The 24904-nt window shown below is 32.4% G+C and carries 27 protein-coding genes and 1 pseudogene; 5 read left to right on the top strand and 23 right to left on the bottom strand.

The genetic code is table 11. The features are described 5' to 3' along the window. Positions 1-11 precede the first annotated feature (11 nt). The 7 genes from dltD to ACUN28_RS15460 all read right to left on the bottom strand — a co-directional run bounded on the left by dltD (position 12) and on the right by ACUN28_RS15460 (position 6950). Complete coding sequence (dltD, locus tag ACUN28_RS15490; protein WP_000782316.1) at positions 12-1193, bottom strand: D-alanyl-lipoteichoic acid biosynthesis protein DltD; 1182 nt, start codon at positions 1191-1193, stop codon at positions 12-14. 267 nt (positions 1194-1460) lie between these two features. Further along, positions 1461-1988: a GNAT family N-acetyltransferase gene (locus tag ACUN28_RS15485; RefSeq protein WP_016087508.1), complete on the bottom strand. Its 528-nt coding sequence runs from the start codon at positions 1986-1988 to the stop codon at positions 1461-1463. Between the two features lie 118 nt (positions 1989-2106). Continuing rightward, positions 2107-3729 (bottom strand): peptide ABC transporter substrate-binding protein, encoded by a 1623-nt coding sequence (locus tag ACUN28_RS15480; protein WP_016087507.1) that lies wholly within the window; start codon positions 3727-3729, stop codon positions 2107-2109. Between the two features lie 20 nt (positions 3730-3749). Next, the gene (locus ACUN28_RS15475; protein ID WP_016087506.1) at positions 3750-4751 is read right to left on the bottom strand and encodes a C40 family peptidase; all 1002 of its coding nucleotides are present in this window, start codon (positions 4749-4751) and stop codon (positions 3750-3752) included. A gap of 39 nt (positions 4752-4790) precedes the next feature. Further along, on the bottom strand, positions 4791-5852 hold the full coding sequence (locus ACUN28_RS15470) for a dipeptide epimerase (protein WP_116329350.1): 1062 nt from the start codon (positions 5850-5852) through the stop codon (positions 4791-4793). 155 nt (positions 5853-6007) lie between these two features. Further along, positions 6008-6334, bottom strand: a complete 327-nt coding sequence (locus tag ACUN28_RS15465; protein WP_000271317.1) for a DUF3870 domain-containing protein — start codon at positions 6332-6334, stop codon at positions 6008-6010. A gap of 259 nt (positions 6335-6593) precedes the next feature. After that, complete coding sequence (locus ACUN28_RS15460; protein ID WP_016087504.1) at positions 6594-6950, bottom strand: FtsB family cell division protein; 357 nt, start codon at positions 6948-6950, stop codon at positions 6594-6596. Between the two features lie 287 nt (positions 6951-7237). Between ACUN28_RS15460 and ACUN28_RS15455 the strand changes: the two genes are divergently transcribed. After that, entirely contained in the window at positions 7238-8164 is a 927-nt protein-coding gene (locus ACUN28_RS15455) for an aldo/keto reductase (protein ID WP_016087503.1), read from the top strand. A 20-nt stretch (positions 8165-8184) separates the two neighbouring features. Here the strand turns inward: ACUN28_RS15455 and ACUN28_RS15450 are convergent, their stop codons facing one another. Both ACUN28_RS15450 and ACUN28_RS15445 read right to left on the bottom strand, forming a co-directional pair. Beyond that, complete coding sequence (locus ACUN28_RS15450; protein WP_000608992.1) at positions 8185-8781, bottom strand: DJ-1/PfpI family protein; 597 nt, start codon at positions 8779-8781, stop codon at positions 8185-8187. Next, positions 8778-8861 (bottom strand): annotated as a pseudogene (locus ACUN28_RS15445) (ankyrin repeat domain-containing protein); the annotation flags it as partial. The pseudogene ACUN28_RS15445 and the gene ACUN28_RS15450, both read right to left, overlap by 4 nt. Positions 8862-9032: 171 nt before the next feature. Between ACUN28_RS15445 and ACUN28_RS15440 the strand changes: the two are divergent. Further along, positions 9033-9464 carry a cytidine deaminase gene (locus tag ACUN28_RS15440; RefSeq protein WP_000942285.1) on the top strand — a complete coding sequence of 144 codons (432 nt, stop codon included), beginning with the start codon at positions 9033-9035 and terminating at the stop codon, positions 9462-9464. A gap of 262 nt (positions 9465-9726) precedes the next feature. Here the strand turns inward: ACUN28_RS15440 and ACUN28_RS15435 are convergent, their stop codons facing one another. The 3 genes from ACUN28_RS15435 to ACUN28_RS15425 all read right to left on the bottom strand — a co-directional run bounded on the left by ACUN28_RS15435 (position 9727) and on the right by ACUN28_RS15425 (position 11560). After that, positions 9727-9957, bottom strand: a complete 231-nt coding sequence (locus ACUN28_RS15435; RefSeq protein WP_000789031.1) for a hypothetical protein — start codon at positions 9955-9957, stop codon at positions 9727-9729. Between the two features lie 372 nt (positions 9958-10329). Next, positions 10330-10593 carry a hypothetical protein gene (locus ACUN28_RS15430; RefSeq protein ID WP_000432423.1) on the bottom strand — a complete coding sequence of 88 codons (264 nt, stop codon included), beginning with the start codon at positions 10591-10593 and terminating at the stop codon, positions 10330-10332. Positions 10594-10795: 202 nt separating this feature from the next. Beyond that, positions 10796-11560: a class I SAM-dependent methyltransferase gene (locus ACUN28_RS15425; protein WP_016087502.1), complete on the bottom strand. Its 765-nt coding sequence runs from the start codon at positions 11558-11560 to the stop codon at positions 10796-10798. Positions 11561-11767: 207 nt separating this feature from the next. On the opposite strand from ACUN28_RS15425, the gene ACUN28_RS15420 reads away from it, so the two are divergent. Then, positions 11768-12049, top strand: coding sequence for a hypothetical protein (locus tag ACUN28_RS15420; RefSeq protein WP_016087501.1), 282 nt, complete (start codon positions 11768-11770; stop codon positions 12047-12049). Positions 12050-12127: 78 nt separating this feature from the next. Here ACUN28_RS15420 and ACUN28_RS15415 read toward each other — a convergent pair whose 3' ends face one another. The 3 genes from ACUN28_RS15415 to ACUN28_RS15405 form a co-directional block, all read right to left on the bottom strand. Continuing rightward, the gene (locus tag ACUN28_RS15415; protein WP_016087500.1) at positions 12128-13921 is read right to left on the bottom strand and encodes a Xaa-Pro dipeptidyl-peptidase; all 1794 of its coding nucleotides are present in this window, start codon (positions 13919-13921) and stop codon (positions 12128-12130) included. 201 nt (positions 13922-14122) lie between these two features. Next, positions 14123-15499, bottom strand: a complete 1377-nt coding sequence (locus ACUN28_RS15410) for a sensor histidine kinase (protein ID WP_016087499.1) — start codon at positions 15497-15499, stop codon at positions 14123-14125. Beyond that, positions 15492-16139, bottom strand: coding sequence for a response regulator transcription factor (locus ACUN28_RS15405; RefSeq protein WP_016087498.1), 648 nt, complete (start codon positions 16137-16139; stop codon positions 15492-15494). The genes ACUN28_RS15410 and ACUN28_RS15405 overlap by 8 nt, the downstream gene beginning before the upstream one ends. 121 nt (positions 16140-16260) lie before the next feature. Between ACUN28_RS15405 and ACUN28_RS15400 the strand changes: the two genes are divergently transcribed. Next, positions 16261-16677 (top strand): hypothetical protein, encoded by a 417-nt coding sequence (locus ACUN28_RS15400; protein WP_016087497.1) that lies wholly within the window; start codon positions 16261-16263, stop codon positions 16675-16677. A gap of 44 nt (positions 16678-16721) precedes the next feature. Here ACUN28_RS15400 and ACUN28_RS15395 read toward each other — a convergent pair whose 3' ends face one another. The 8 genes from ACUN28_RS15395 to ACUN28_RS15360 form a co-directional block, all read right to left on the bottom strand. Next, the gene (locus ACUN28_RS15395; RefSeq protein WP_016087496.1) at positions 16722-17219 is read right to left on the bottom strand and encodes a DinB family protein; all 498 of its coding nucleotides are present in this window, start codon (positions 17217-17219) and stop codon (positions 16722-16724) included. A gap of 100 nt (positions 17220-17319) precedes the next feature. Next, complete coding sequence (locus tag ACUN28_RS15390; RefSeq protein ID WP_016087495.1) at positions 17320-17778, bottom strand: GNAT family N-acetyltransferase; 459 nt, start codon at positions 17776-17778, stop codon at positions 17320-17322. 321 nt (positions 17779-18099) lie between these two features. Then, on the bottom strand, positions 18100-18804 hold the full coding sequence (locus ACUN28_RS15385; RefSeq protein WP_016134733.1) for an alpha/beta hydrolase: 705 nt from the start codon (positions 18802-18804) through the stop codon (positions 18100-18102). A gap of 304 nt (positions 18805-19108) precedes the next feature. After that, the gene (locus ACUN28_RS15380; protein ID WP_016087493.1) at positions 19109-19768 is read right to left on the bottom strand and encodes an HAD hydrolase-like protein; all 660 of its coding nucleotides are present in this window, start codon (positions 19766-19768) and stop codon (positions 19109-19111) included. 19 nt (positions 19769-19787) lie between these two features. Then, entirely contained in the window at positions 19788-20489 is a 702-nt protein-coding gene (locus ACUN28_RS15375; RefSeq protein WP_033660080.1) for a 5'-methylthioadenosine/adenosylhomocysteine nucleosidase, read from the bottom strand. 17 nt (positions 20490-20506) lie between these two features. Then, on the bottom strand, positions 20507-21256 hold the full coding sequence (locus ACUN28_RS15370) for a WecB/TagA/CpsF family glycosyltransferase (protein ID WP_016087491.1): 750 nt from the start codon (positions 21254-21256) through the stop codon (positions 20507-20509). A gap of 12 nt (positions 21257-21268) precedes the next feature. Beyond that, positions 21269-22858 (bottom strand): M3 family metallopeptidase, encoded by a 1590-nt coding sequence (locus ACUN28_RS15365; RefSeq protein ID WP_016087490.1) that lies wholly within the window; start codon positions 22856-22858, stop codon positions 21269-21271. Positions 22859-22973: 115 nt separating this feature from the next. Continuing rightward, positions 22974-24242: an APC family permease gene (locus tag ACUN28_RS15360; protein WP_016087489.1), complete on the bottom strand. Its 1269-nt coding sequence runs from the start codon at positions 24240-24242 to the stop codon at positions 22974-22976. Positions 24243-24384: 142 nt separating this feature from the next. On the opposite strand from ACUN28_RS15360, the gene ACUN28_RS15355 reads away from it, so the two are divergent. After that, positions 24385-24819, top strand: a complete 435-nt coding sequence (locus ACUN28_RS15355) for an Lrp/AsnC family transcriptional regulator (RefSeq protein WP_016087488.1) — start codon at positions 24385-24387, stop codon at positions 24817-24819. Positions 24820-24904 lie beyond the last annotated feature (85 nt).

Below are 24904 nucleotides of genomic sequence, written 5' to 3'. Positions count from 1 at the left end.
TTTCTCCACACTTATTTCTCAGTATAAAAGTTTTGCACTGCTTCATCAAAGTAAATCCAGCCTTTCCAACCTAAATGAATTGTATCTTTTAAGAAATACTTATCATATTCATGGCCAGAAAAATCAACTACTGGGTATCCTGCTTTCTCAACTTGTTCCCGAACTTTTTTATAATACACTTCACGGCGTTCTTTAGGGAAACCAGCGTAATCATACCACGGTCCATTTACAGGTACAGAAATAAAGAGTGGCTTAACATTTTTCTCTTTAAAAATATCTAAAACAATTTGTAAGTCATCATATTCTGGTGATTCTTCATACGATTCATTTGCTCTAAAGTTTTTTAGACCTTTTAGTTTTTTCTTCAGATTATTCTTATAATAATACGGATTTTCAATTCCGAATGCGTTTGTAGTAGATTCCGCTTTCCCTTCTTCCTCCGCATGTTTACGTGCATCTACCCAAGAAATTGAACGTAATCCCATATTTGTTTTTTCTTTCATCGGCTCAATCTTAAATATAGAGTTAAATAAATCTCTATGATCTAAGATATTTCGATGCATATAAGCAAGTGGTTTGACTAAACCTGCTTTTATGTTATGTTTTGTATCGTTATATACAATACCCTGTAATGAATTTTTTAATATATCATCTTCTTGAACAACTTTATAATCTAATAGTCGTTTCGCAATTTTCTTCTTCATTTCAACATTTATTTCATCATTAAAAATAAAATGATATGCTTGTTGTTTGGAGAAATTATTAGTAAAATCCCCTTGTGATACACCAGTTTTGGTAAACCACTGTGGTGATAGAACAAAGACTACCTTTTTACCTTCTAATTCATCCATTGTAGATGTCATATTTAATATATGAGCTAAACTTTGTGTACCGCCAATCCCGATTAAATATGGCGTAAAACCTGCGGGATTCACTTTGAAGTAATTAGATGGATGATATGCATCCATTCGTAAAAATTCAGATGAACCGTACATCGGTAAATACTGCGAATTCTCTAACATTTTTTGTTGTAAGAAAACACTTTGTAATTTTTCTTTTTGTAAGGAAGTTGCCGCATCTTCTACCTTCTTATCACTAATAAGTGATACTAAACTTTTCGATGGGATTAGTATGATAATGAAAAAAAGCACACACGCTAAAATTATGGGACCAAACGCATGCTTCATCTTCATCTGTTATTCCTCTTTCTCTCGCTATTAAATTGTAACCCTTGTTTTTGACACGTCATCTTTTTCTCCTTTTTCTCTATACATGTTCCATTCTATTTATCTATTATATACATGTATGTATTTCCTCCCTTGTCCTATTAAGTCCTATATAAATAGCACAAGAAAATGTTTCCATAGAAACACGTTAATTATACAAGATTCTACATAAATTTCACACTAGAATTTTAGTAATAATTTTATTTTTAAACAGTTAAAATACATAGAAAATGTCTATAATTCATCCAATGATGTCTGGAGTTCAAAGTATGATAATAAGCGCCCACTATGATCAACATCATGAGTATATGTAAAACCTAATTTTCGTAAAAGTTTTTTCGAATTTTCATTTACTACTTTTACTCTAGCAATTATTCTTTTTACATTCATCGTCTCTTTTGCATATTGAATAGAAGCCTCTGCTGCTTCTGACGCATATCCATTTCCCCAATACTCCGGATCAAGTAAATACATAATTTCTATTTCGCCTGTTTCATCTACTTTTCTTAAACCACAATGTCCTAAAAGCTTCCCTGATTCACTATTGAATAACAACCATACACCAAAATTATGCTGTTCCCAATGTAATATAAGTTTCCTGATATAATCATTTGCTTCTTCTTTTGACATTCCTCTTGATTTAGCAAGCCATTTGCCAACAACTTCTTCCTTTAATATGCTATAAAATTGATCAACATCTTCTATAATGGGTTTTCTCATGAATAACCTTTTGGTATGTATTACTTTCTTTTCTACAAACATAAAACTTTATTCCCCTCCAAAATTTTATACAGACTAGTACATTATACCATGTACTATTTACCCGACTTTAACTAAAAAAACAGACTATCACACATGTGAAGTCTGTTTCTCCATAATTTTATTTCTGCACATCAGCCCATTTTAAACTTGTAGCTGGACCGAATTGATGTACATATAAATCTTTCACATATGGCTTTTGTAAGTATGATAACCCGCGCTGGAATACCGGTGCAATTACTGCATCATCCAGTAACGTTTTCTCAGCATCTTGCATTGCTTTCCAACGAGCTTTTTCATCATTACCTAATTCTGTTTTAATCTTCTTAATTAACGCATCATATTCTGGGTTTGCATATTCTGTATTGTTCACACTGCTTCCAGAAAGGAATACTTCTAAGTAAGTCATTGGATCTGGATAATCCGGTAACCAGCGTGATAATGACATTTCATATTCTTTCTTCTTCTCTAACGCCAGTTTTTGCGTATGTGGTTGTAATTTTACATTTACTTTTAAGCCTGGTAAGTTTTTCTCTAGCTCTTCTTTAATGTATTCTCCTACTTTTTTGAAGTTTTCTAAGTCATAGTTTAATAACTCAAGCGTTACTTCATTTGTACCTGTCTCTTGCTTCGCCTTTTCCCAATATTCTTTCGCCTGTTTTACATCAGTTTTATTAAACTCACCTGCTGTACTTCTAAAATCTTTTTTGTCTGGACCTTTTAAAAATCCTTTTGGTACGTAATAGTTAGCAGCAACCGAACCATCATTTAAAAATGAAGTCGCAAGTCCTTTCTTATCAAACACTGTACTTAGCGCAAGTCTTGCATTTTTATTTTTAAGAATCGGTACATTTTCATTGAATCGGAAGAAGTACATAACCGGATCTGTATATTGTTTTAGCTCTTTATTATTTTTATATTTATCTACGAATTCAGTTGAAATGACAGCCCTATCAACTTTATCTGTTTCATATAAATTTACCGCAGTTGAAATTTCTTTAACAATTTGATAGTTTACTTCATCTAACTTCACTTCTTTTTTATCCCAATACTTATCGTTTTTCTTCATTGTAAAGCTCGCTTCATGCTTCCAATCAGATAATGTAAATGGCCCGTTATACACTGCTTTATTTGCTTCTAATCCGTATTTATCACCTTGTTCTTTCGCATATTTTTCGTTAATTGGATAGAATGATGGTAAAATAAGTAGTTTCGTAAAATACGGTACAGGTTGTTCTAACTCTACAACGAACGTTTGATCATCCGTCGCTTTCACTCCTAATTCCTCTAACCCTAGTTGTTTCTTATTTATTTTCTCCGCATTTTTCACATCGTATGCAATGTATGCATATTGAGAAGCAGTATCCGGATTAATAAGCTGCTTCCAAGCGTATACGTAATCTTGTGCTGTTACTGGATCTCCGTTAGACCATTTCGCATCACGTAAGTGAAATGTATATGTTTTTCCATCTTTACTCACTTCATATTTTTGTGCTCCAGCCTCAATCACTTCATCATTTTTCGATAAGCGGAATAATCCTTCCATTACGTTATTTAAAACGTTAAATGATACTGCATCTGTTACTTTCCCTGAATTTAACGACGGAATTTCACCCGTTTCAAGTAACTGTAATACTTTCTTCTCATCTTTCGGCTTTGTCGTTGTTTTTTCTTTTGCGCAGCCAACTAAAATTGAAGAAACTAATAGGGTACTAACTAATGAGTAACGAACAACTTTTTTCATTTGAAAACCCCCTCTATTTTTTAAGGTAAGTAACGACGAGCACCAGCGTATTCTTCTATATATCCAGGTGTATTTAGCGGTATAATCTCTACTGATCTTTCAGCTCTTGGTGAGTGAATCATATTTCCGTCACCAATATACATCCCTACATGATGAACACTGCCTTTTCCCTGATCATGTGCAAAGAAAATTAAATCTCCTTTTTGTAAATGTTCTTTATCAACTGCAACTCCATTTCTTGATTGTGGACCGGAATCCCGCGGTATTGTAATACCGTGCGATTTATAAATTGTATGTGTAAATCCAGAGCAATCAAATCCAAAACCACTTGTACCAGCCCATATATATGGTAATCCTAAAAACATTTTCCCTGTGTTTATTAAATCATCAGCCGCCGGAGTTGGAATATCATTTTGGGAGCGATAAACAGTTCCGTCATTTTTTCGTAGCCAAGCTTTCTGCCCGTTTGGTAACAATACGCGGTATGAAATTGTAACTTCACTAAGTAAAGGAAGTCGCGTATTATAGCTCACTTCAAGCGATTTATGTTTTTCAGAAGGATTTATATATAAAATAGCTGTCGGTTTCGTTACTAAAACGAAAGGTTCGTTTGTTTTATCTGCAAATTCCTGATTATATGTTAATTGTTTTTCAGGCATCCATCCTGGATACCCTTCTTCATTTCGTGGTGTTGGTTGACCATGGACTAACACTTTCACCCAGTCCCCTTTTTTATCAACAACCGTTACTTCTTGACCTAATAGCGCTTGCGTTTCTAATTTATTTGCATTTGTTAACCAAAGTTTCTCATCAAGCGTCATTGATTTCGTCCACTTCCATAAATCAACTGGATTTGTAGCGCTTGGTACATCAATTGGTCGTAATGAATCAGGCGCGGTCCAAAGTGTTGCGGCAGATACATCGATAAATGCCTTACTATCTTTCTTCTCTTCAGCATTTGCTGATGTAAACGATGAAAATATAAATAAAGTTGTTAAAAATGCAGTTCCTACTTTTTTCATAAATATCCCCCTTAAAAGATAGTTTACTAGTCTCTTCTCCTAAGATTTACTATTCACAGTCGATTGAAGGTTTACCTTTGATCCAGAATAGGTCATTCCTTCCGGTTCTTCCATTAACCAAAGCGGTGCATCCAGATCGAAGTAATGAATATTAGGATGTGCAGCAGCTAAATGGGCTACAGCGCTAACAGAAATGGAAGATTCCATCATGCTTCCCACCATACATTTCACTCCAGCTGTTTCAGCGATATCGGCAATACGCCACGCTTCACGTATGCCACCACACTTCATTAATTTAATATTGATTAAGTCTGCATATCTTCCTTGCACGATTTTCAATGCATCACTCGCTGTAAATATGCTTTCATCTGCCATAATAGGCGTTTGTACATGATCTTTAACGTACTTTAATCCATCCCAATCTTTCGCATGAACAGGTTGTTCAATAAATTCGATATTTAAATTACGATTTTCCATTTCTTTAATGATAGAAACCGCTTCTTTTGGATTCCACCCTTGATTTGCATCTAATCGTAACGTCGTATTTTTTGGTACGCTATGTCGAATCGCTTCAATACGTTCTAAGTCTAAATGAGCAGATTTCCCTACTTTAATTTTTAAAGTTTGAAATCCTTTTTCTACATGTTGCTTTGCCTCTTTCGCCATAATAAAAGGTTCATCTACACTCACCGTAATATCTGTATGAATTTCTTTCTTCCCGCCTAATAATGCGTAAAGTGGAACGTTTTGATATTGACAATACACATCATATAAAGCGATATCTACCGCCGCTTTCGCACTTGGATTTCCAATACAACTCATTTGAATGTGCTGCAGTAACTGCTGAAATTGAATGATATCTTGACCAATTAAACAGGAACGCATCGGCCCTACAATTGCTTCTTCAATCCCGTTAGCAAAATCACCCGTAATAACTGGTGTTGCGGCTGCAGCGCCCTTGCCAACAATTCCTTCATCTGTATGAATATATACATCTATACTTTCTATTTCGGTTACGGTACGAAGCGCTGTTTTAAACGGTGTATGAAGATTGACACGTCTACGATTTACTTTTACATCGGTAATTTTCATATTGTTCATCCTTTCGTTGTCTGACAAAGTGGAATCTTAATCCTCAAAAACAAATTCATTTTTTTACGGACAATTCATCTCCTCTTTCACTTACTTTTCATGTAGGAGGATAATGTGAAATAAAAAAATCCAGCCGTAAGAAGATTCTTACGGCTGGATTTTGTCTATGAATGGGTAGACAAAGCAGCGATTTGATTATATTTTTTCTGTGCATCTTTTAATGCTACAAGTAGTGCCTTTTGAGACGAACCAAAGTATCTATTTTTTATTTCTGTTACTAATAATGGATCATTAATATTTTTATGTAGAAACAAATATTTAACGAATTGAGATGTTAATGCAATTGTCGCTGAGCAATCTGCATCTACAATTTCCCCAGTCTCCTTAACAAGTACAAATGCTACAAAATAACTTTTGAACTTTTCAGTAATGGGATTATTTTGAGGTGCTTTCGCATCCCCTACGATATAAATTGTATTTGAAGCGTACACAGCTATCTTCCTTTCTAATACGGGATAACGGTTTTCTTAATAGTCGTATGAGTGATAAACTTAACGTTGATTAAAAAATGTATCCGCTTACCTTGTATTATAATACAATTGACAGAATTTTAACAACATTTATTTCGATGTATATTCCATAATTATAAAAACAGTTCAAACTCTTCATGTTTACAATATGTGATTGTTTCTTGTACCATGCCATTCATACATGAAAAAACAGCTAGCTATCGCTAACTGTTCTATTACACTACTTCGGCATCACAAATATAGTTTCATTTGACTTAGAAAATTGATATTCTTTTCTCGCAAACTGCAAAATCTCTTCCTCATCGTCTGTTAAATTTTCTATGTTAGTCTTTAAAGTAGCCTTATCTTTCTCTAAAGAAACCAATTGTTTTTTTTGATTCGTTATTGTGTCTTTTTTTTCAACGATTATTTCTTGTTGTTTCGTTAAAATAAATTGAACGTACAAAGTAGCCGCCGCAATAAATATAAACATGAATATAAATCGCCTTAGTTTTTTCTTATTAATTGCTCGATTCTCATTAGACTGTGATAGTTGTTCTTGTATATTAGGAACATTTATTCGTTTGAGTTTCCTCATTATGAAATCCCCCTAACACATATATTTTCACTACCATCGGCATGATCTCTTACTAACTATAATTCTATTCTTATAAAATAAGCTCCTTCACAAAAATATCTCACAAATTAACCAATTAAAGATAGCATTCGACGACATTTCCATATTTATATTGAATTTTTTTATGTATGCTGCCATAAAATAGTAGTTTCTGTTATTCTTTTTCTACTATTGTAGAAGAGTTTTTTTACACACAAAATACCTTACCTACATATCGATGTTATAACATGCTTACAAGGGGGAAAAATATGCATTACCGTACATTAGGTAAAACTGGAATAACTGTCTCTGAAATAGGTTTTGGGGCATGGGCAATCGGTGGTGATGAATGGGGACCTGTTAACGATAAACAATCTATAACCGCTATAAAAAAAGCAATTGAGTGTGGTGTGAATTTTATTGATACTGCAGATGTGTATGGTTTAGGACATAGTGAAAAGTTAGTGTCTACCGCAATTAAAGGACATCGTAATGATATTATCCTATCAACGAAAGGCGGTTTAATCGGACATCACTACGATCCGAATGGAGATCCTGTATATGATACTCCCGAAAAAATTATCGCCGTATTTGAAACAAGTTTACAACGTCTTCAAACAGATTACATTGATCTTTATTTTTGTCATATTTGGTGGCATAATCGTAGAGAAACAGAAGCATTTTTACGTGCATTTGAAGTATTAAAACGTGATGGAAAAGTAAGAGCAGTCGGTGTTTCGACACATGATTTACAATACATTCGTCATTTCAATAAAAACAATGAAATTGACATCGTACAAATTGATTACAATATATTGAATCAAAAACCAGAAAATGATATTTTGCCATTCTTACAAGAAAAAAATCTAGGAGCTGTTATTCGTGGGCCGTTAAAAATGGGTATTTTAACTGGAAAATTCACAAATAAAACAACTTTTCCAAATGGAGATTTACGCAAAGATTGGCCAAATGAAAATTGGTTTCAAGAAGACTTACAAAAGGTAGAGAAACTTCGGTTGCTCTCAAATAAAAATCAGACCTTAGGGCAACTTGCACTTCGCTATATACTCACTCATCCAGCAGTGAGTGTTGTAATCCCAGGTGCAAAAACAGAAAAACAAGCACAAGAAAATGCAAATGCGTCTGTTCGCCCTATTTTGAGTGATGAGGAGATTAGCTATATTCAATCAATATAAAAAAGCCCGGCCTGGGCTTTTTAATTTTGTAAATCAATATCATACTCCATACTTTTAGCTGTTTCCTCAGCAATCTCCACACCTAACAAATTTTTCACAATATGAAATGACATGTTAATACCAGCTGAAATACCTGCAGATGTAATAATGTGTCCTTCATCTACAAATTTCACATTCTCCATTACTTCTACATTCGGATAATCTTTTTTGAAAGTTTGAATACTAGCCCAATGCGTTGTTGCTTTTAAGCCTTCTAGTAAACCGGCTTTCGCAAGTAATAGCGCACCCGTACAAACTGAAGTCATTAGCTTTACTTCTTTCATTTGCTGACGAACCCAATTTATTATAATATCATTTTGCACTTCATTTTCCCGAACACCTTTACCACCTGGAATGATTAAAATATCAACTGGTGGTAAATCTTCAATACTATAATCTGGCTTTACCTTTAATCCGTTTCTTGCTGTAATCATTTCTCCATTTTGGCTAACTGTATACACAGTAAATGGTTTTTCTTCATCCGCTTCGGTTACAGAAAAAACTTCAAATGGCCCAGCAAAGTCTAACACTTCTACCTCGTTAAATAAAAATATGCCCACACTCCATTTATTTATCATACGTTCACTTCCTGTTTTAAATGATGTAAAAGGTGATCATGTCCTTTTTCTAATGCAATATAATATGCTGTTCTCCCATCTTTCAAAATATTTAAGTTTCCCCTTCTTCTATATGTTCTATTGATTATGATATTTTCCTGTTAAAACTATAGTTTACATAATAATATTATCTCTCCAATAATTATCTGTTATTTTAAATATTAAATTTTTTTTGAAATAACACTAATCATGTTTAATATGGAGGAGAGATTATGTTACAAGTAATGCCTTTAAATAGTGAAGACTATGATTTAATTAAAGCTGCTGAAAAAGTAATCGAAAAAAACTATAAATACGGTCGTCATCATATCGGTTCAGCTATAAGAACTAAAGCAGGTAATATTTATGCAGCAGTGCATGTTGAAGCGAATGTTGGAAGAATAACAGTATGCGGTGAAGCTATGGCGATCGGAAAATCTATTTCAGAAGGTGATCATGAATTTGATACCATTGTCGCAGTTGCTCACCCACACCCTCATGAAGATATAGAAAAATGTTGGGTTGTTGCTCCATGTGGTATGTGTCGAGAATTAATAAGTGATTACGGAATAAATACGAACGTTATACTTTCATATAATGGTGAACTGGTAAAATGTAACGTAATGGAATTATTACCTGAAAAGTATACAAGCGAAGTAGAATAATCATTCATACTTTCAACATATCAAATAATATTATTTCAATAAAAAAACAATCCATTTTTAAAACGGATTGTTTTTTTATTTCTTTTTTATGCAGTTTATTTTATTTTTCTATTTTCAATAATTATAAAATCATCATTAACAAAAATGAAATCCAAATATTTAAGTACGCATCGCGGTTCGTTTTTTCATTTGAAAACAAAAATAAAATTTCTCCTTACATTTGAAAAACATTAATATGAACTCTCTAAAATCAGCAACCTTATCATACCAATCTATAACAATTCTGTCTTCTTCCCTTACCTGTTTCCTTTAATACATATGATTTTAAAACTAGCGCTGTTAATGAATCCGTTAAAGTTTTATATGATAAATTAGATAATGCCAATAGATCGTTCGTATATAACATTCTATGCTTCTCTAATAATAATAGTACTAATCGTTCAGATGGTTTTAATGCCTCATCACTTTCTAGTATAAAGTCTATATTTTTCATTTCTCTTATTATTACTCCTTATATAAAAAAATACTTAAGCAACTGATTTAATATAAAAATAATACACAACAAAATTTGAAGTATATTAAAATAACATCGTTTCAAAACACTATTATACTATAACATAGAAAAAGCATTTCCCGAAATAGGAAATGCTTTTTTATATTGCTTATAGGATTCTCCAAACCCTACATTATATTTCAAATACTGATCCGTACAATTCCCTTCAAACTTCTCTGATCATCCAAAAGTATTTGTAATAAATTAAGTTCTACTAAAATGATTTAAACAAATAAAAGCGGTTAGTCATTCATGCTCTAAACAGGACTGACTAACCGTTATCCAGTTTCTTCTCAATTAACATGTTCTACCTTAAATATTTCTTGCAATATGCGGCTTACTGTAATGACTTGTTCCACCGCCGCCTACTACTACTTTACCACCTTTTTCGAAAATTAATAACTTACTTGAACCGTCTGCAAGAAGTACTATTACTTCAGCATTATTACTTGTTGCTACATAAATTACATAACCGCTTTTTGATATACATGTTTCCCAATTCGCATCAAATTCTGATCTTACTACACGATTTGAATACACTTGATTTTCAATTCTATCTTGTTCTACGTTTTCCAAATTGATTCCTCCCACTTCACTAAAATAGCATTTATAGGAAAATAACAGCCCTATATAAAATAGTAGCTGACTTTAACATAAATAGTATATGTAATTAGTAGCAAAATGCTTGGACAATGAAACGTAATAACATGTAAGCAATATACAATTAAAATAAGGCAATCGATATTATATCAATTACCTTATTTCATAGATAGTTCTTTTATTTATCGTTTCGCACAGCTTCAAAAGTAAACATTTGATTTGCATTTGACGGTTCTTTTTCATAAACATAGTCAGCAGAGCAAGTAATGTTAGAGAAACCTATACTTTCTAACAGAAGTCTGAACTCGTCTATCCCATACCAGCGCATCGCAAAGCGCTGTAGTTCTGTTTGTACTAACTGTCCTTTACTCCATTTTTCATATTTTAAATATGATAGAGTAACTTGGTTCAGCCAATCTATTTCAATTGATTTATTTTCTAATGTAATTCCGTCTCCACTTGGTAAAGAAAAAGTCGATGTATGAATCTCTCCAGTCTTCCAGTCATGCGGAAGCATAATATCTACAATTAATCGTCCCCCAGGATTAAGATGTTCATAACAACATTTCAATGCGTTTATAGAATCATCTCGATTTTCAATTAAACAAAAAGATCCAGTCGGAATGATAATTGCCTCATATTTATGCGGCAGTGAAAATTTTTGTAAGCTTCCTTCATATAAATTAGGATGTAAACCTCTCTCTGTACAGCGTATACGGCAAGAATCTAACATTTCAGGTGAATAATCTATCCCATCCACTGTAAAACCAGCCTCAAGAAGCGGGATGATGACCCGACCTGATCCTACTGCTGCTTCTAGAATTCTTCCTCTACCATTTTTTAAACGTTCTTGATAATACTCAATATCACCATTTAAAGAATAACCGACAGGTTTTGTGTAATCATAAAGTTCCGTGCAAAGTGTACTATAAAAACTAAACATTTATTTTCTCCTCCGTTTTTAAGTACGGAAGATTTCAACTCAATTAATCTTCCTGTACCTTTACTTTTAATAAAAATTCGAAAGAGCTGACTGTCATAATATATCACTCGCTTTCCATAGAATAGAATATAATCATATTGTATAATATTTCCTTCTAGATGAAAATATAAAAATGAAAATTCGGAATTTTACCGGAAGGAGGATATGATGAATTCATTCATTATATTTCTTTTACTTCTTATTGCTTTTAATACTGTAATTTTCTTTATTGCAAAGAAATATAGGCAAATATGGAGAATTACCAGTGGCATTTTCATTCTTTCTTCCCCCATCGTTTTCTTCACCACTTTGCATGTAATTGGTGAAAAAGTTGGAGATGGATTCGCTGGAGGTGCTGCTGGGTTAACGTTTAGTGGACTTTTAATCTTAAATGCGATTGTTTTATTTATCATAAGTATTTTTGTTTCTGCTAATAAAAATTCATATTAAACTCATGGCATTGGTAATGCATTTATATTTCAAAGTTTAAAGAGCTTACTATATAGTAAGCTCTTCATTAAACATCATTTATTTCACAATCGGTAATGTCACTTCGCTTAATTTTACTGTAAGCTTCGTACCCGCTTTCGGTCTAATTGTATAATCATAGTCACTAGCGATTAAAACGACTCCAATTTGATGCCCCGCTTTAAATACATAATCATCAGGCTGCATGTCCCATGTAAATGTATAATCTTTTCCAGATTGAAGTGCTGTTGAATCTTTTATACTATTTAAATTTTGTGGGTCCATCCAACCCCTCGTAACAATTTCAGGTTTTGCTCCGCCGTAATCAACAAGTAATGCTGTTAAATTTGATACAGGACGATTAATATTTCCTTTGATTGAAATTTTGGGTGTCCCGCTTATTCTCATATCCTTTTGTAATACAGGCATTGTATACACTAATCGATTTGCCACTTCTAATTCTGGGTTTGCTACTAATTGGTTTGATTTCATTTTCGCATCATCTACGAATGAGAAAACTTTATTTGCAGAGCCCATACTTAATGGCAAATTAACTGCTTTGTTACTTAAATACATACGAACTTTTGACGGCACAGCTGATGGATCTGGCCAGTTTTTTAATTTTTCCCAAGTTTTATTTTCACGTTGTACATCAACCATCGGTTCATTCATAATCCCATTTTCAATTCCATACAACCAGTAATCGAACCATTTATTTTGTATTCTTTGCCAGTCATTAGTTGATGTTCCACCGTGTCCACCTTGATGTAACCACATTTTACGAGGGACATCATTTTCTCCAAGTGCTTCCCACCATTGCGAGAACTGCTTCGTTTTTACATTCCAATCATTTAAACCATGAACAACAAATACACTCGCTTTTACGTTTTTAGCATCTTTTACATAATTACGTTTATCCCAAAAATCATTATAATTACCAGTTTTCCGGTCCTGTCCAGCTGTTAGCTCTTTTATTACTTTTCCGCAAACTTCAGGATTTTCCCTTGTTAGTACTGCTTCTGCCATATTATCTGTATCTTCTCCTTGGTATCCACCTGGCGCAATGACTGCACCATTTGCACGATAATAATCGTACCAACTACTAATCGCTGCAATTGGAATAATAGTTTTTAAACCTTCAACACCAGTCGTCGCAACTGCATTTGGTAACGTACCATTATAAGAGACTCCTGTCATACCTACATTTCCTGTAGACCAATCAGCCTTAACTTCCTCACCATTTTCTGTATATGCTTTCGCACGTCCATTCACCCAATCAATGACAGATTTCGTCCCTAATATTTCTTGCTCATCCCCAGTAGTCGGACATCCATCTGATTTCCCAGTTCCAATACTTTCACCTAAAATGACTGCATAGCCTCTTGGCACATAATAATTTCCGTATGAACCAAGATTAACAGCTCCATACGGTTTCCCTTCATACGCATACAATTCTTCATCTACATTATATACAGGAACATCTTTTAAGCCAGATCGATATGGACTCATTTCATAAATAACGGGAACTTTCACATTCGAATCAGTTTTTGGACGCATAACTTTTACTGATACACGATCCTTTTTTCCATCTCGATCACTATCAACTTCTGTTTCTACAAATAAATTTTCAATAATTGCTTCATCAAGCGAATAAATCGGTTTTGTCATCCCATTTTCTAATTCTATCTTCGTGTTTGAACGTAACGCTTCTGAAACATTTCCATTTAACCTCACGTCATTCTCATTTATGTAGTTTGTTTCTTTATTGTCTGCATATGCAGTCATGCTAGAAACTCCTGATGTAATTGATAAAGATAATATTGCTGATAGTGTTGCTATTTTCTTTTTCCCCATACCCTTCCCTCCCCATATATTTCTCCTTTTACTATACAATAAAATTACAGAAAATTCAGTTTATATTTTATACAACAACTTGAGAAATTTGTAGAACACTCTTCCAACGAGCTTTCAAGATTATATATCCTGATTTACCACTCTCATATAATCAATAAAAAACATCGCCTAATAATAGACGATGCTTCTAATAGTATTGAATTAGACTTTCTTCATATGAATATAAAATCGTATTTCTCCCTCTATAGTAGATACTCCATAGTCAAAACCATGTCTTTCTAAAATACTTTTCACGATCGCTAAGCCTAATCCTGTACCTGAATGGTCTTTACTACGAGAAGATTCTAAGACGTAAAAAGGTTCCCAAATTTTATCGATATCTTTCATCTGTTCCGCATTCATACCATTTTGAATTTGAAAATATATATTTTCATTTCGATTTTCTAAAGTAATTTTTATATTTTGATTTGCTGTATATTTTATCGCATTAGATATTAAATTTTGAAACACCATTCTCATTTTATTTACATCAGCATAAACAACTGCATCGCCAACATTATAGTTCACATGCAAATCAATTCCTTTCGATTCCAGTTCAATCTTATGCTTATCTAATATACTTTGGACTAGTGATTTAATAGCGAATTCTTCTTTTTCTAAAACATCTCTTTCTAATTTAGAAAATCTTAATAACTCTTCAATTAGGTTTGATATGTGATCAGTTTGTTTAATGATTGTATTTATGTATGTACCATCATCTAAACCATCTTTTATTCCCATAGAATATGCTTTCACTAATGCGATTGGAGTTTTTAATTCGTGTGTCACATCACCCATAAATCGTTTTAAATGTTCATTTCGATCTGTTAAATCTTCATGCGCTTCATGTAGTTTTTCACTCATGATATTAATACTATTAGCTAAGTCCCCTATTTCATCATTTGTTTTCACTTTCGCTCGTTCAAATTTCAAATTTGAAATATCTTCTGCAACATCACTTAATTCTTTCAATGGTCTGGTAATTGTTTTTGAAAGTATCCATACAAGTACGATAATGAGAAAAATCGTAATACCTAATATGTATAAATAAAATGAGTTTAGCGTTTTTATCACTTCATTTGAATGTGCGATAGAAACTCCTACCAAAATTAACATATTGTCTTTCGCAATATATTTCACAAAAAAACTAGATTTCATTTTCTCTTGATCATATATTTTATTCGATTGTCCAAAGTTTTTTACTTTCATTATTTCTTCTTTTGTAATCCACAGTTTATTAAGGGCAACTCTTTTCTTTGTAAGTTGCATGCGTAACTCATCATTAATATGATCTTCCGAATTGTTAATTGATGTATACGCAATCGTAACATTTCCTTTATTTTCAATGCTAGTAATTACTTCATCCAGTTGCTCGCTCGGTATGGACTGTATTTGTGCTGTAATACCTTCTAAGCTTTCTCGCGTTTTGTAAATATTATATTTCGGTAATAAATAGTTAATTAATAATAAGGAAATCGTAAAAATAAGAATAACAGTTAAAGAAATGCTGAGAAATAGCTTTTTTCCAAGTTTATTCACTCTGCTCCTCCAAACTATATCCTAAACCACGATGTGTCTTTATAATATTTTCTCCTACTTTTTTACGTAATCTTCTTACATGTGTATCAACAGTTCGCTCTTCTCCAAAATAGTCAAATCCCCATACGATATCTAACAATTTTTTACGAGTTAAAATCATGCCTTTATGATTTAAAAAACACTTTATTAATTCTAACTCTGTTTTTGTAATATCTAACTCTTTGTCATTTTTATAAACTTTATTTTTAGTGAAATCTATTTTCAAATCTTGAACTTGAATGACATCATCTTGCTGTATAAGCTTTTTCGCTCTAGTTATTAATACGCCTGGATGAAATGGTTTTTTTACGTATTCATCTGCACCACTTTGAAGCGCTGCTAATTCATCTTCGCTTTCACTTTTCGCCGTAAGCATTAATACTTTAACACTTGAGTTCTTTTTTATTTCCTGACAGACAGTAATACCACTATGTTTCGGCATCATCCAGTCTAAAATAGCTAAATCAATTTTTTCATCATAAAATATTTGAAGTGCTTCCTCTCCATCTTTCGCTAATAAAACCTCGAAGCCTTCTTTCTCGAAATAAGCCTTTAAAATCCTTAACATATCTTGTTCATCATCTGCTATTAATACTCTCATACATTATCCTCCATTGCTTTTAAACAAAAACCAATTGTATTATACAACTTCTTTGTTACATCAATGTGACAGAAAAATATTTGAACATTTTAAGGGTATAGTAAAAACGAGGTGTTGTATTATGATTAAAAAAATCGGGATCATTACTCTTCTTTGTTTCTTATTATCAACAAATGTGTTCGCAAATACAAATCAACAAATTGAAGTGTTTGATTGTCAAAAAGAAATGGTCGTTCAAAAACAATCTTTAGATCCAGCTATTCAAAAGGAAGCTGTTCAATATGCTAAATCGATTACTGGCCCATTCAAAAACTTAAACGTCGTTCCAAAAGATGGTCACATGATAAAAATCCCTTTATCTAAACCAGTTTCTATTACAAATCAATGGTTACATACAACAATTGATGAAGTACTTATTCTCCTCCCGCTTAATCAAAAACCTTATATTATGCTTTACGATGATGAAAACAATCCGCATTTTTATTATGTGAAAGGTGATCCGAAGGGGTTATTGAAAGAAATGAATGTTAAATTATAATGTAAGAAAAATCCCATAAATATCATTTGTGGGATCTTTCTTTATCAGTTAGCAACTGCATTTTCATTTAAAAAATGAATAACCTGTCTTTTATGATGATTATCATGCTCTATAAATTCTTTAATAATATATATAAGAGAATACGGCGTTCCCGTATGAGGACAGTGTGATACTCCATTGGCTGCTAAAGGTTTCTTTAGGTTTTCATCATGCAGTAATCTAAGTTCCTTTACGAGTAACTCTCTTTTAGCTTTTGCTTCTTCAAGAAGTTTCATCTTAGTTATACCCGATTTGGCATAACTAGATGCTAGTTTATTATATGTATCAAAATCAGGGAACTCCATTCCCTTTCCATCTCTCACTGATGATAATGTCTTACGTAATAGATAGTCATCCCAGTTCATAATATGAGATACGATTTCGCCAACAGTCCATTTCCCCTCTGATATTGGTGCCACCCACAATTCCTCTTTCATACCTTTCAATGTATGTATCCAAATTGAATATTCATTGAAATCATTAATAATTTTATTTTCTCCCATCATCCAATTCCCCATTCCAATAATAGATTCAACTAAATTATACCATCTATCTACACGAAACAGAACAAAAGTTCTGTTAAGGGGGATAAATATTGCTTCACTACATCCTTTTATATAAGTTCAAATAATGGCTCGCTCCTACATATTTTATCCCTTTCACAAATCCACTCGAAGTATAAAATTTGTCACCCTGTTCTGTATCTGTATGTAAAACAACAATATTAAAATGTTTTTTCGCATCGCTTAAAACTCTCACTAACAATAAACTCCCTAATCCTTTCCTTCGGTATTCTTTTGCAATATAAAATCTCCTTACTCTACCAATCTTATTATTTTCTGTATAAGGATCTTCATTTAACCCTCCTATTCCAATTAGCCTTTCCCCTTGAAAAATACCATATAAACATTCTCCAGTTTTACTAAATGTGTTTATTTTATTTTCATATTCACTTATTAATTTTATTAGGAAACGAAATCCTTCGTCTTTGCTTTCTTTAACAAGATAATCGTGTTCGTATATCATTAAATCTTCAATTTGTTGAATATGTATATCTTTCAAGTAAATTCCCCCTTACTATGAAAATACATAAAAATGCTCAAGAATCATTTATTCTGAGCATTTTTATGGTTGTTACTTTATTCAATTCGTAGTAGGTGTATTCTTCACTTCAGATGTAAATCGATAATTTAATTGTTTAATTTCTATACATATAAAGGTATTTGTACTCAAAAATCATGAATAAAGTTGTTTAATTCTTATCGAACTAAAGCACTTGTTTGTTTAAGTGAATACATTTACATTTATAATGTCTCTCAAATATAATATCAGTTTATAAATTCAACATTCTTCTCTAACAGGTTCAAATTAAAATATGATTTGTTAATCTATATGTTTGTGTAACCACTGTTCAAATATCTTTAACTGTTCTTCAGTATGAAAATAATGTTCACCTGTCTCCATAACTTCTAATTCACAACGATGTTTTTTTGTAAAATAGTTAATAGTTTCAAATTCACACAGTTCATCCTTAGCTCCATACATAATATATGTATCTGTATTCCATGTACTAATAGGATGCTCTTTTACATAGCATAAATAATCCCAATATAATTTTTGATCAATCGGTGTCTCTATAGTCATTTCTTTTTGCAAAAGTTCTGGTGTTACATTAAACCATTTCATCATATTTTCGATAATTCGTTCCATGTTAACTACTGGTGATAAAAATAATGCCTTTTCTATCACATCATTTCGATAGGCTAAAAGGCTAAAATAAGATCCGATACTACATGCAAACACACTTATTTCTTTCCAATGTTCTTTTGCGTAATCCATAATGATAGATAATTCCCTAACACAAAACTGTACTTTGCAAGGAGTATTTTCATTTTTTCTTTCTCCATGCTCAGGCAAATCAAAGCTTAATACTTGATAACCTTTTTGATTAGCTTCTTCAGCTAGTATTTGAATAACTGTATCTTCCTTATTTGACATATTTCCATGTACTGCAATAAAAATTTTTTCACTTTTATCTCCCCATAAAACCGCGGGAATATCACCAATTTTAAAATTATCTTTAAGCATATTTCCTCCGTAAAATAATATATATAGAAATTAGCAAAAAACTACACACACTTTATAATCCTCTACTCAATTTTCAAGAAATTAAACTATTACTAATGCATCACAAATGAATTGAAATCTCAATCTATCTCTGAATAACAGTGTCTATTTTGAATAAAAAAATCTTTCTATTTTCCATTTCTTCAGAAACTACAAGTTCTTATTTTAATTCCTTAATGAGCTAATCTACTTCGTTAGTGGAAGAAGGATTTTTAAACAATTATATTATTTTTCAAATGACTTTATTATAAATTAAACACCTTTATTATCTCTGCACAGCAGGCAATATCCCCTTCAACTCCAGTAAATTATCTATTACTATATCTGCTTGAGCAAGCTCATCTTCTTGTGCAAAATCAAAATTGCATCCAACCGCAATCAAGCCATTATCTTTAGCTGCATTTATATCAGATAAACGATCCCCGACTACGGCTGCTTCTTTTACATCATATTTATTCAAAATACTTTTTACTAAGTCGCTTTTATTAAGTGAGTTTATTTGTTCAATACTAAATGTTTCAGTAACCCATTGATCTAAAGCATAATAAGATACGATTGCTCGTAAATATTCAGTTAAACCATTACTAGCAATATATATTGAACAATTATTTTCTTTTATATATGCTAACACTTCTTTTACATTCGGGTATAATGCACCTTTTCCACTCTTAATGTTTTCAATTAATCTTTCTAAAAAAAATGCATCTGTTTGTTCTCTTACTTCAAGAGAATGATTTGGTAATAACGCTTCCCAAACTTTCGGTAAAGGCACACCCATGATTTCACGGTATTTATCAATAGGTGTTACCGTATCCCATAATTGCAATGAGCGTAAATGATCAAAAGTATCATCTAACGATAATTCTAAAATTTTATCTGTTTGAAATAACGTTCCGTCCATATCAAAAATTAATGCTTGTAACATTTTACTCTCTCCTTTTGAATTACAATACAGTTTTACTTGATATATTTTTCAGCATCTCAACGATAATTTCCGAACAATAATTCGCCGCCGTTTTCGCGAAGTCATCATAAGAGACTTGTGCTTCATCGTCTGCGCTGTCTGAAATACATCTTATAACGAGAAACGGTATATCATTTATATGGGCAACATGTCCAATTGCTGCACCTTCCATTTCTGTACAATGCGGTGCAAATTCGTCTATTAACTTCGCTTTTAGGTTTGAATCTTCAACAAAACATTCACCGCTGACAATTCTTCCTTCATGAACCGCAATATGTAAACAACTACAATTGCATGCTTTACGTGCTAACTCAACTAATTCCTTACTTGCGACAAATTCTTCTTGGAACGGGAATAAGTTTTTCATTTGAGTTTTACTTACATCATGATGGGTAACATTCGTTGAAATAACTACATCGCCAACTTTTACATCCGGATGTAACCCGCCAGCAACACCTGTATTGATGATAGCATTTACATCAAATTTATGAATTAATGTTTGCGTACATGCGGCTGCATTTACTTTCCCTACACCAGAACGTGTAATAATTACTTCTGTTCCCATGAATTCTCCAACGTAAAAAGGTATTCCAGCAATTGTTTGTTCTTCTTTTATAACTAGTTTTTCTAAAAGTAAATCTATTTCAATTTGCATTGCTCCGATAATGCCGATTTTGTTCATGTATGTAGTCCCCTTCATTAATTACTCCCTTTAATTCTTTCAGACATAACCGAAAATAAAAATTTCGGAAGTACAAGTTGTCTCTTTAACCGTTTCGGCTGTGAGAGTAACCTATACAGCCATTCGGTTCCAGTATCCCTCATAATTTCCGGTGCTCTTTTTACAGTACCAGATATTATATCGATCATACCTCCAATACCAATAGATAGCGGAACGTTTAATGTTTGTATGTTTTCATAGATGAATTCTTCTTGTTTTGGTGAACCTAGTCCTACTAGCAATAAATGCGGCTTGAATTGCTTAATTTTTATTTTTACTTCTTCTATTTCTTCAACATTTACAAATCCATGCTGTCCTTTAAACTGTGCTCCTGGGAACTGCTCATTTAATTTTAATAATGCCTTTTTATTACTTTCTGGTGCGGCTCCAAAAAGAAAGACACGGTATCCATTGTCATTACAATATTTTATTAAATCATGAGTGATATCTGCCCCAGTAACACGTTCTTTCAAAGTTCCCTTCAATATTTTCGAGCCAATTATGACGCCAATCCCATCCGCTGTTATTAGATCCGCAGATAGTAACATCTTTTTAAACTGCTTTGATTTTTCTGTTGTCTCCTTTGCAGACATAACAATTTCAGGATTTGCAGTTACTACAAACCTTGGTTTCTCTTGTTGTTCATGTAGCCACCCTTTTAATAAACTTATAGCTTTTGCGTATTCTAAAGTTGAAAAAGGTATTCCTTTTATAAGCTGGTAATCCACTATACTCTCCCCTTACGTAAGCTGCAAATATTCATCGATATCTTTAGAAATTTGTTTAAAAGCTTTATCCCAAAATTCATAGCTTGTTATATCTATTTCAAAATGTTTTTTCATAAGCTCTTCCACTGGAGCTTTTCCAGTTTCTCGTAAAAACTCTTTATATTTCGAATGAAAAGTACTTTTAGTTTCTTGAGCCATCTCTAATAAACTAAAACTAGCTAAATAGCCAAATGTGTATGGATAATTATAAAAAGGAATATCTGCTATATAAAACTGAACATATTTCATCCAAACAAACGGCTGATATTCTGATAATGCATTCCCATATGCTTTTTCTTGCGCTGCTATAGATAACTTCTCAATTTCATCAGCACTTACAGAACTTTCTTTACACTTTTCATAAAAATTCTTCTCAAATTCAAACGATGCTCGAATCGCCATTACATAATTAAAACTGTTTCTTATTTTCCAACTAAGCAATGACTTTTTCATATCTATACTATCTGTTGTTTGAATTAGATAATTTATGAGCACGGTTTCAAAGAAAATAGATGCTGATTCAGCTGTACTCATTGGCAAATAATCATCTAAAAAAGAAGTAGATTGTTCAAAACTCATATTATAAAAATGCCAAGCGTGTCCTAGTTCATGAGCAAGTACTCTTACACTATCAATTGTTCCATCATAACGCATTGAAATACGGGATTCTTTTTCACTGAAAAAAGGAGCACAAAACCCACCTGGTGGTTTATTATCTCTCGGTTCAGCATCTACCCATCCATTTGCTATTGCATTCTGTGCGAACTGTGCCAATTCTTCATCTATATTTTTTAGTGCATCATATATGTTTTTTACTGCTACTGAAAAAGGAATAATAGCCTCATTATTTTCTTTTACTGTCATAAGTTCATGCCATGTAATGGAAGCTTTCCTTTTCTTATACACGTTTAAAGCACTTACTAATGTATCAAGGTTTTCTTCTGTCGCATTCCACATTTGTAATAATACAGTTTCAGTAATGCCATTCGCATGTAGAGATTGCGTTAAAATCTCTCTATCTTCTAATTCATTACTCTTTGTATTACGCAATCTCCCTATTTGATTCAATACAGTAGCAAAGATTTCTTTTTCCTTATGTAAAGCACTTATTAATAACTCGAATACTTCTAATCTTTCCTTTTCATTATCACTATTCATTGCAATATTATTTGCTTGTCCAAAGGATAATTGTTTTTCATTGTGCTCTATTTCTATCCTATTCCTTAATTGTATGTACATACTTTCCCACGCATTAAGTTCATCTTTTATTAATCCATTGTTACTATTATTGGAAGTTTCCACTTCATTTTGTTGTATTAAATGCTGCACTTCACTTTTTAGTTCTTTTACTTTCACTGTCAATAAAGCAATTTCAGATGCAACACTTTCTTCAGCAGATCGGCAATACAAATAGTATTCTGCTTTTTCAATAGCTTGTATAAGTTTTGAAAGAATCACTACATCTTTTGTCACATAATATTGTTCTTTCAAACCCAATATTGGAGTTAGAATATCCTCAATTGGATACAATCGATCTAAATCCCACCTAGCAATTTCGTGCATTTTTATAGCCGCCCCCTATTTTTACAAATAGTTACAGATGTTCTCCCTACACAATTATATAAGAAATGGTAAATTTTTAACATCTTTAAATATTTAGATTTCTAAAAGCGAAGTCTTATTGATATTCTTTACTTCCGTTAATGAAACACACATAGCATAAGCACATGAATGCTACGGCTACTGGAATCAGTATTACTCCTCCAATAAAAGGGTAAACAACTACACAACATGTAAAAGCTACTATAGAAAAAATTTTACCTAACCTATTCTTTATTAATTTCATTCCAGCCGCAGTACCGACTATATATGTAACAATTCCTAACGAATTCGGTATTAAAACAATTTTATCTATGCTAATATGGAAAACGAAACTTATTAACAAACCTATTATTGCAATAAAACCTACAACTTTTACTGCATTTGTTGGTGTTTCTCTTTTTTTATTAATATGTGCTAAATACCGCGGTGCAACTTCTTCTTTTCCTAATGAATAACCTAAGCGTCCCATACTTGCAATAAATGCATTTGTTGTCCCTAAACAAATGATAAAAGCTACAAATCCAATTAACCATGCAAATTGATCGCCTAATGTTTGCTTAATTACAAGCACGAGAGCTGTAGTATTATCAGCATTTATATGATAGGATTTCGTTCCAATTACTGATAATGCAATACCAATATATAAAACTCCAATAATAACAATCGCAACCCCCGTAGATAAAATAATATTTCTTTTTCTAGGTGTTTTAAATTCTGGAGCTAAACTTGCAATAGCTTCCCAACCGAAAAAAGACCAAAAAATTAATAAAGATGCATCTAAAATTGAATTTACTTCTTGCATACAAATATGTACATTTATATTGTTCATTTCAATATAAGGTAGCGAACTGATTATTGTTACGATTAAGATAAATAAAGTTAATACACCAATACATATTTGAAATAATCCACTCATTTTTAACCCGTATAAATTGAAACCAATTGAAATACTTAAAATAATAAGCGCTATAACGTACGATAAATGTGATGATAAAGCAAACACTTTCACTATATACATTCCACCAGTCATTGAGACAACGATTTGCCCAACGCTACCCGCAATAAAAAAACACCAGCCTATAATAGCACCTATATTTTTACCGAAAGCCTTTTCTGAAAAAGTAGCAATTCCACCTGCACTCGGATGCTCAATCGATAAAAAAGCGAATGTGAATGCAAGTGGAATACTAAGTAATATCATAACAAGCCAAGAAACAAGCGCATTCCCTTCTGCTACACTTGCTGTCATACCAGGTAATATAAGAATTCCCGATCCTAAAACCGCTCCGACGTATAAGGCTGTTCCTTTTGTAATAGAAATTGTTTCATCAAAATGATTAGACATTACATGCACCTCCATTTATATTTTAATTATAGAAAGTTATCAGTCTATTCAATATACAAAAGTGTATGTAATTTAACATGAGATTTTATATTATGTATTTATTTCAGAAATTTACTTTCAATTTTGCAAAGGAGCATAATTCATGGATGAAATTGATAAGAAAATAACGCTATTACTACAAGAAGATGCCAGAATGACAATTACAGAAATGACCGAACACTTACACCTCAGCCGCCCTAGTGTTACAGAAAGACTAAAGAGATTACAAGATACTGGAATACTTGAGAAATATACGGCTCGGATATCATTAGATGCAGTTGGAAAATCAATTCAAGCATTTTTAAGAATCGAAAATTTAAAGATTCCCTGCAAAAAATTTGAGGAGAAAATATACGAAGAACATAGAATACTTGAATGTCACCGGGTGACAGGTGAAAGTAGCTATTACTTAAGAGTAGCGGTTCACTCAATGAAAGAATTAGAGGAATTAATTGATATCGTTATACCATTTGGTACAGTAAAAACTTCGATGATTTTATCTTCACCGATACCTTATCGACCAGTAATTATAGAATAGTAATAAAAAGAGGCTATCCAAAAGGTATAAAATACCCTACTCTTTTGGATAACCCTTTACAATTTATAAGAATTTTGGCTAAACT

It is taken from the genome of Bacillus sp. WC2507 (assembly GCF_052656125.1).
Note: the sequence above shows the minus strand (reverse complement) of the source record. Positions and strands in the feature narration are given on the sequence as shown.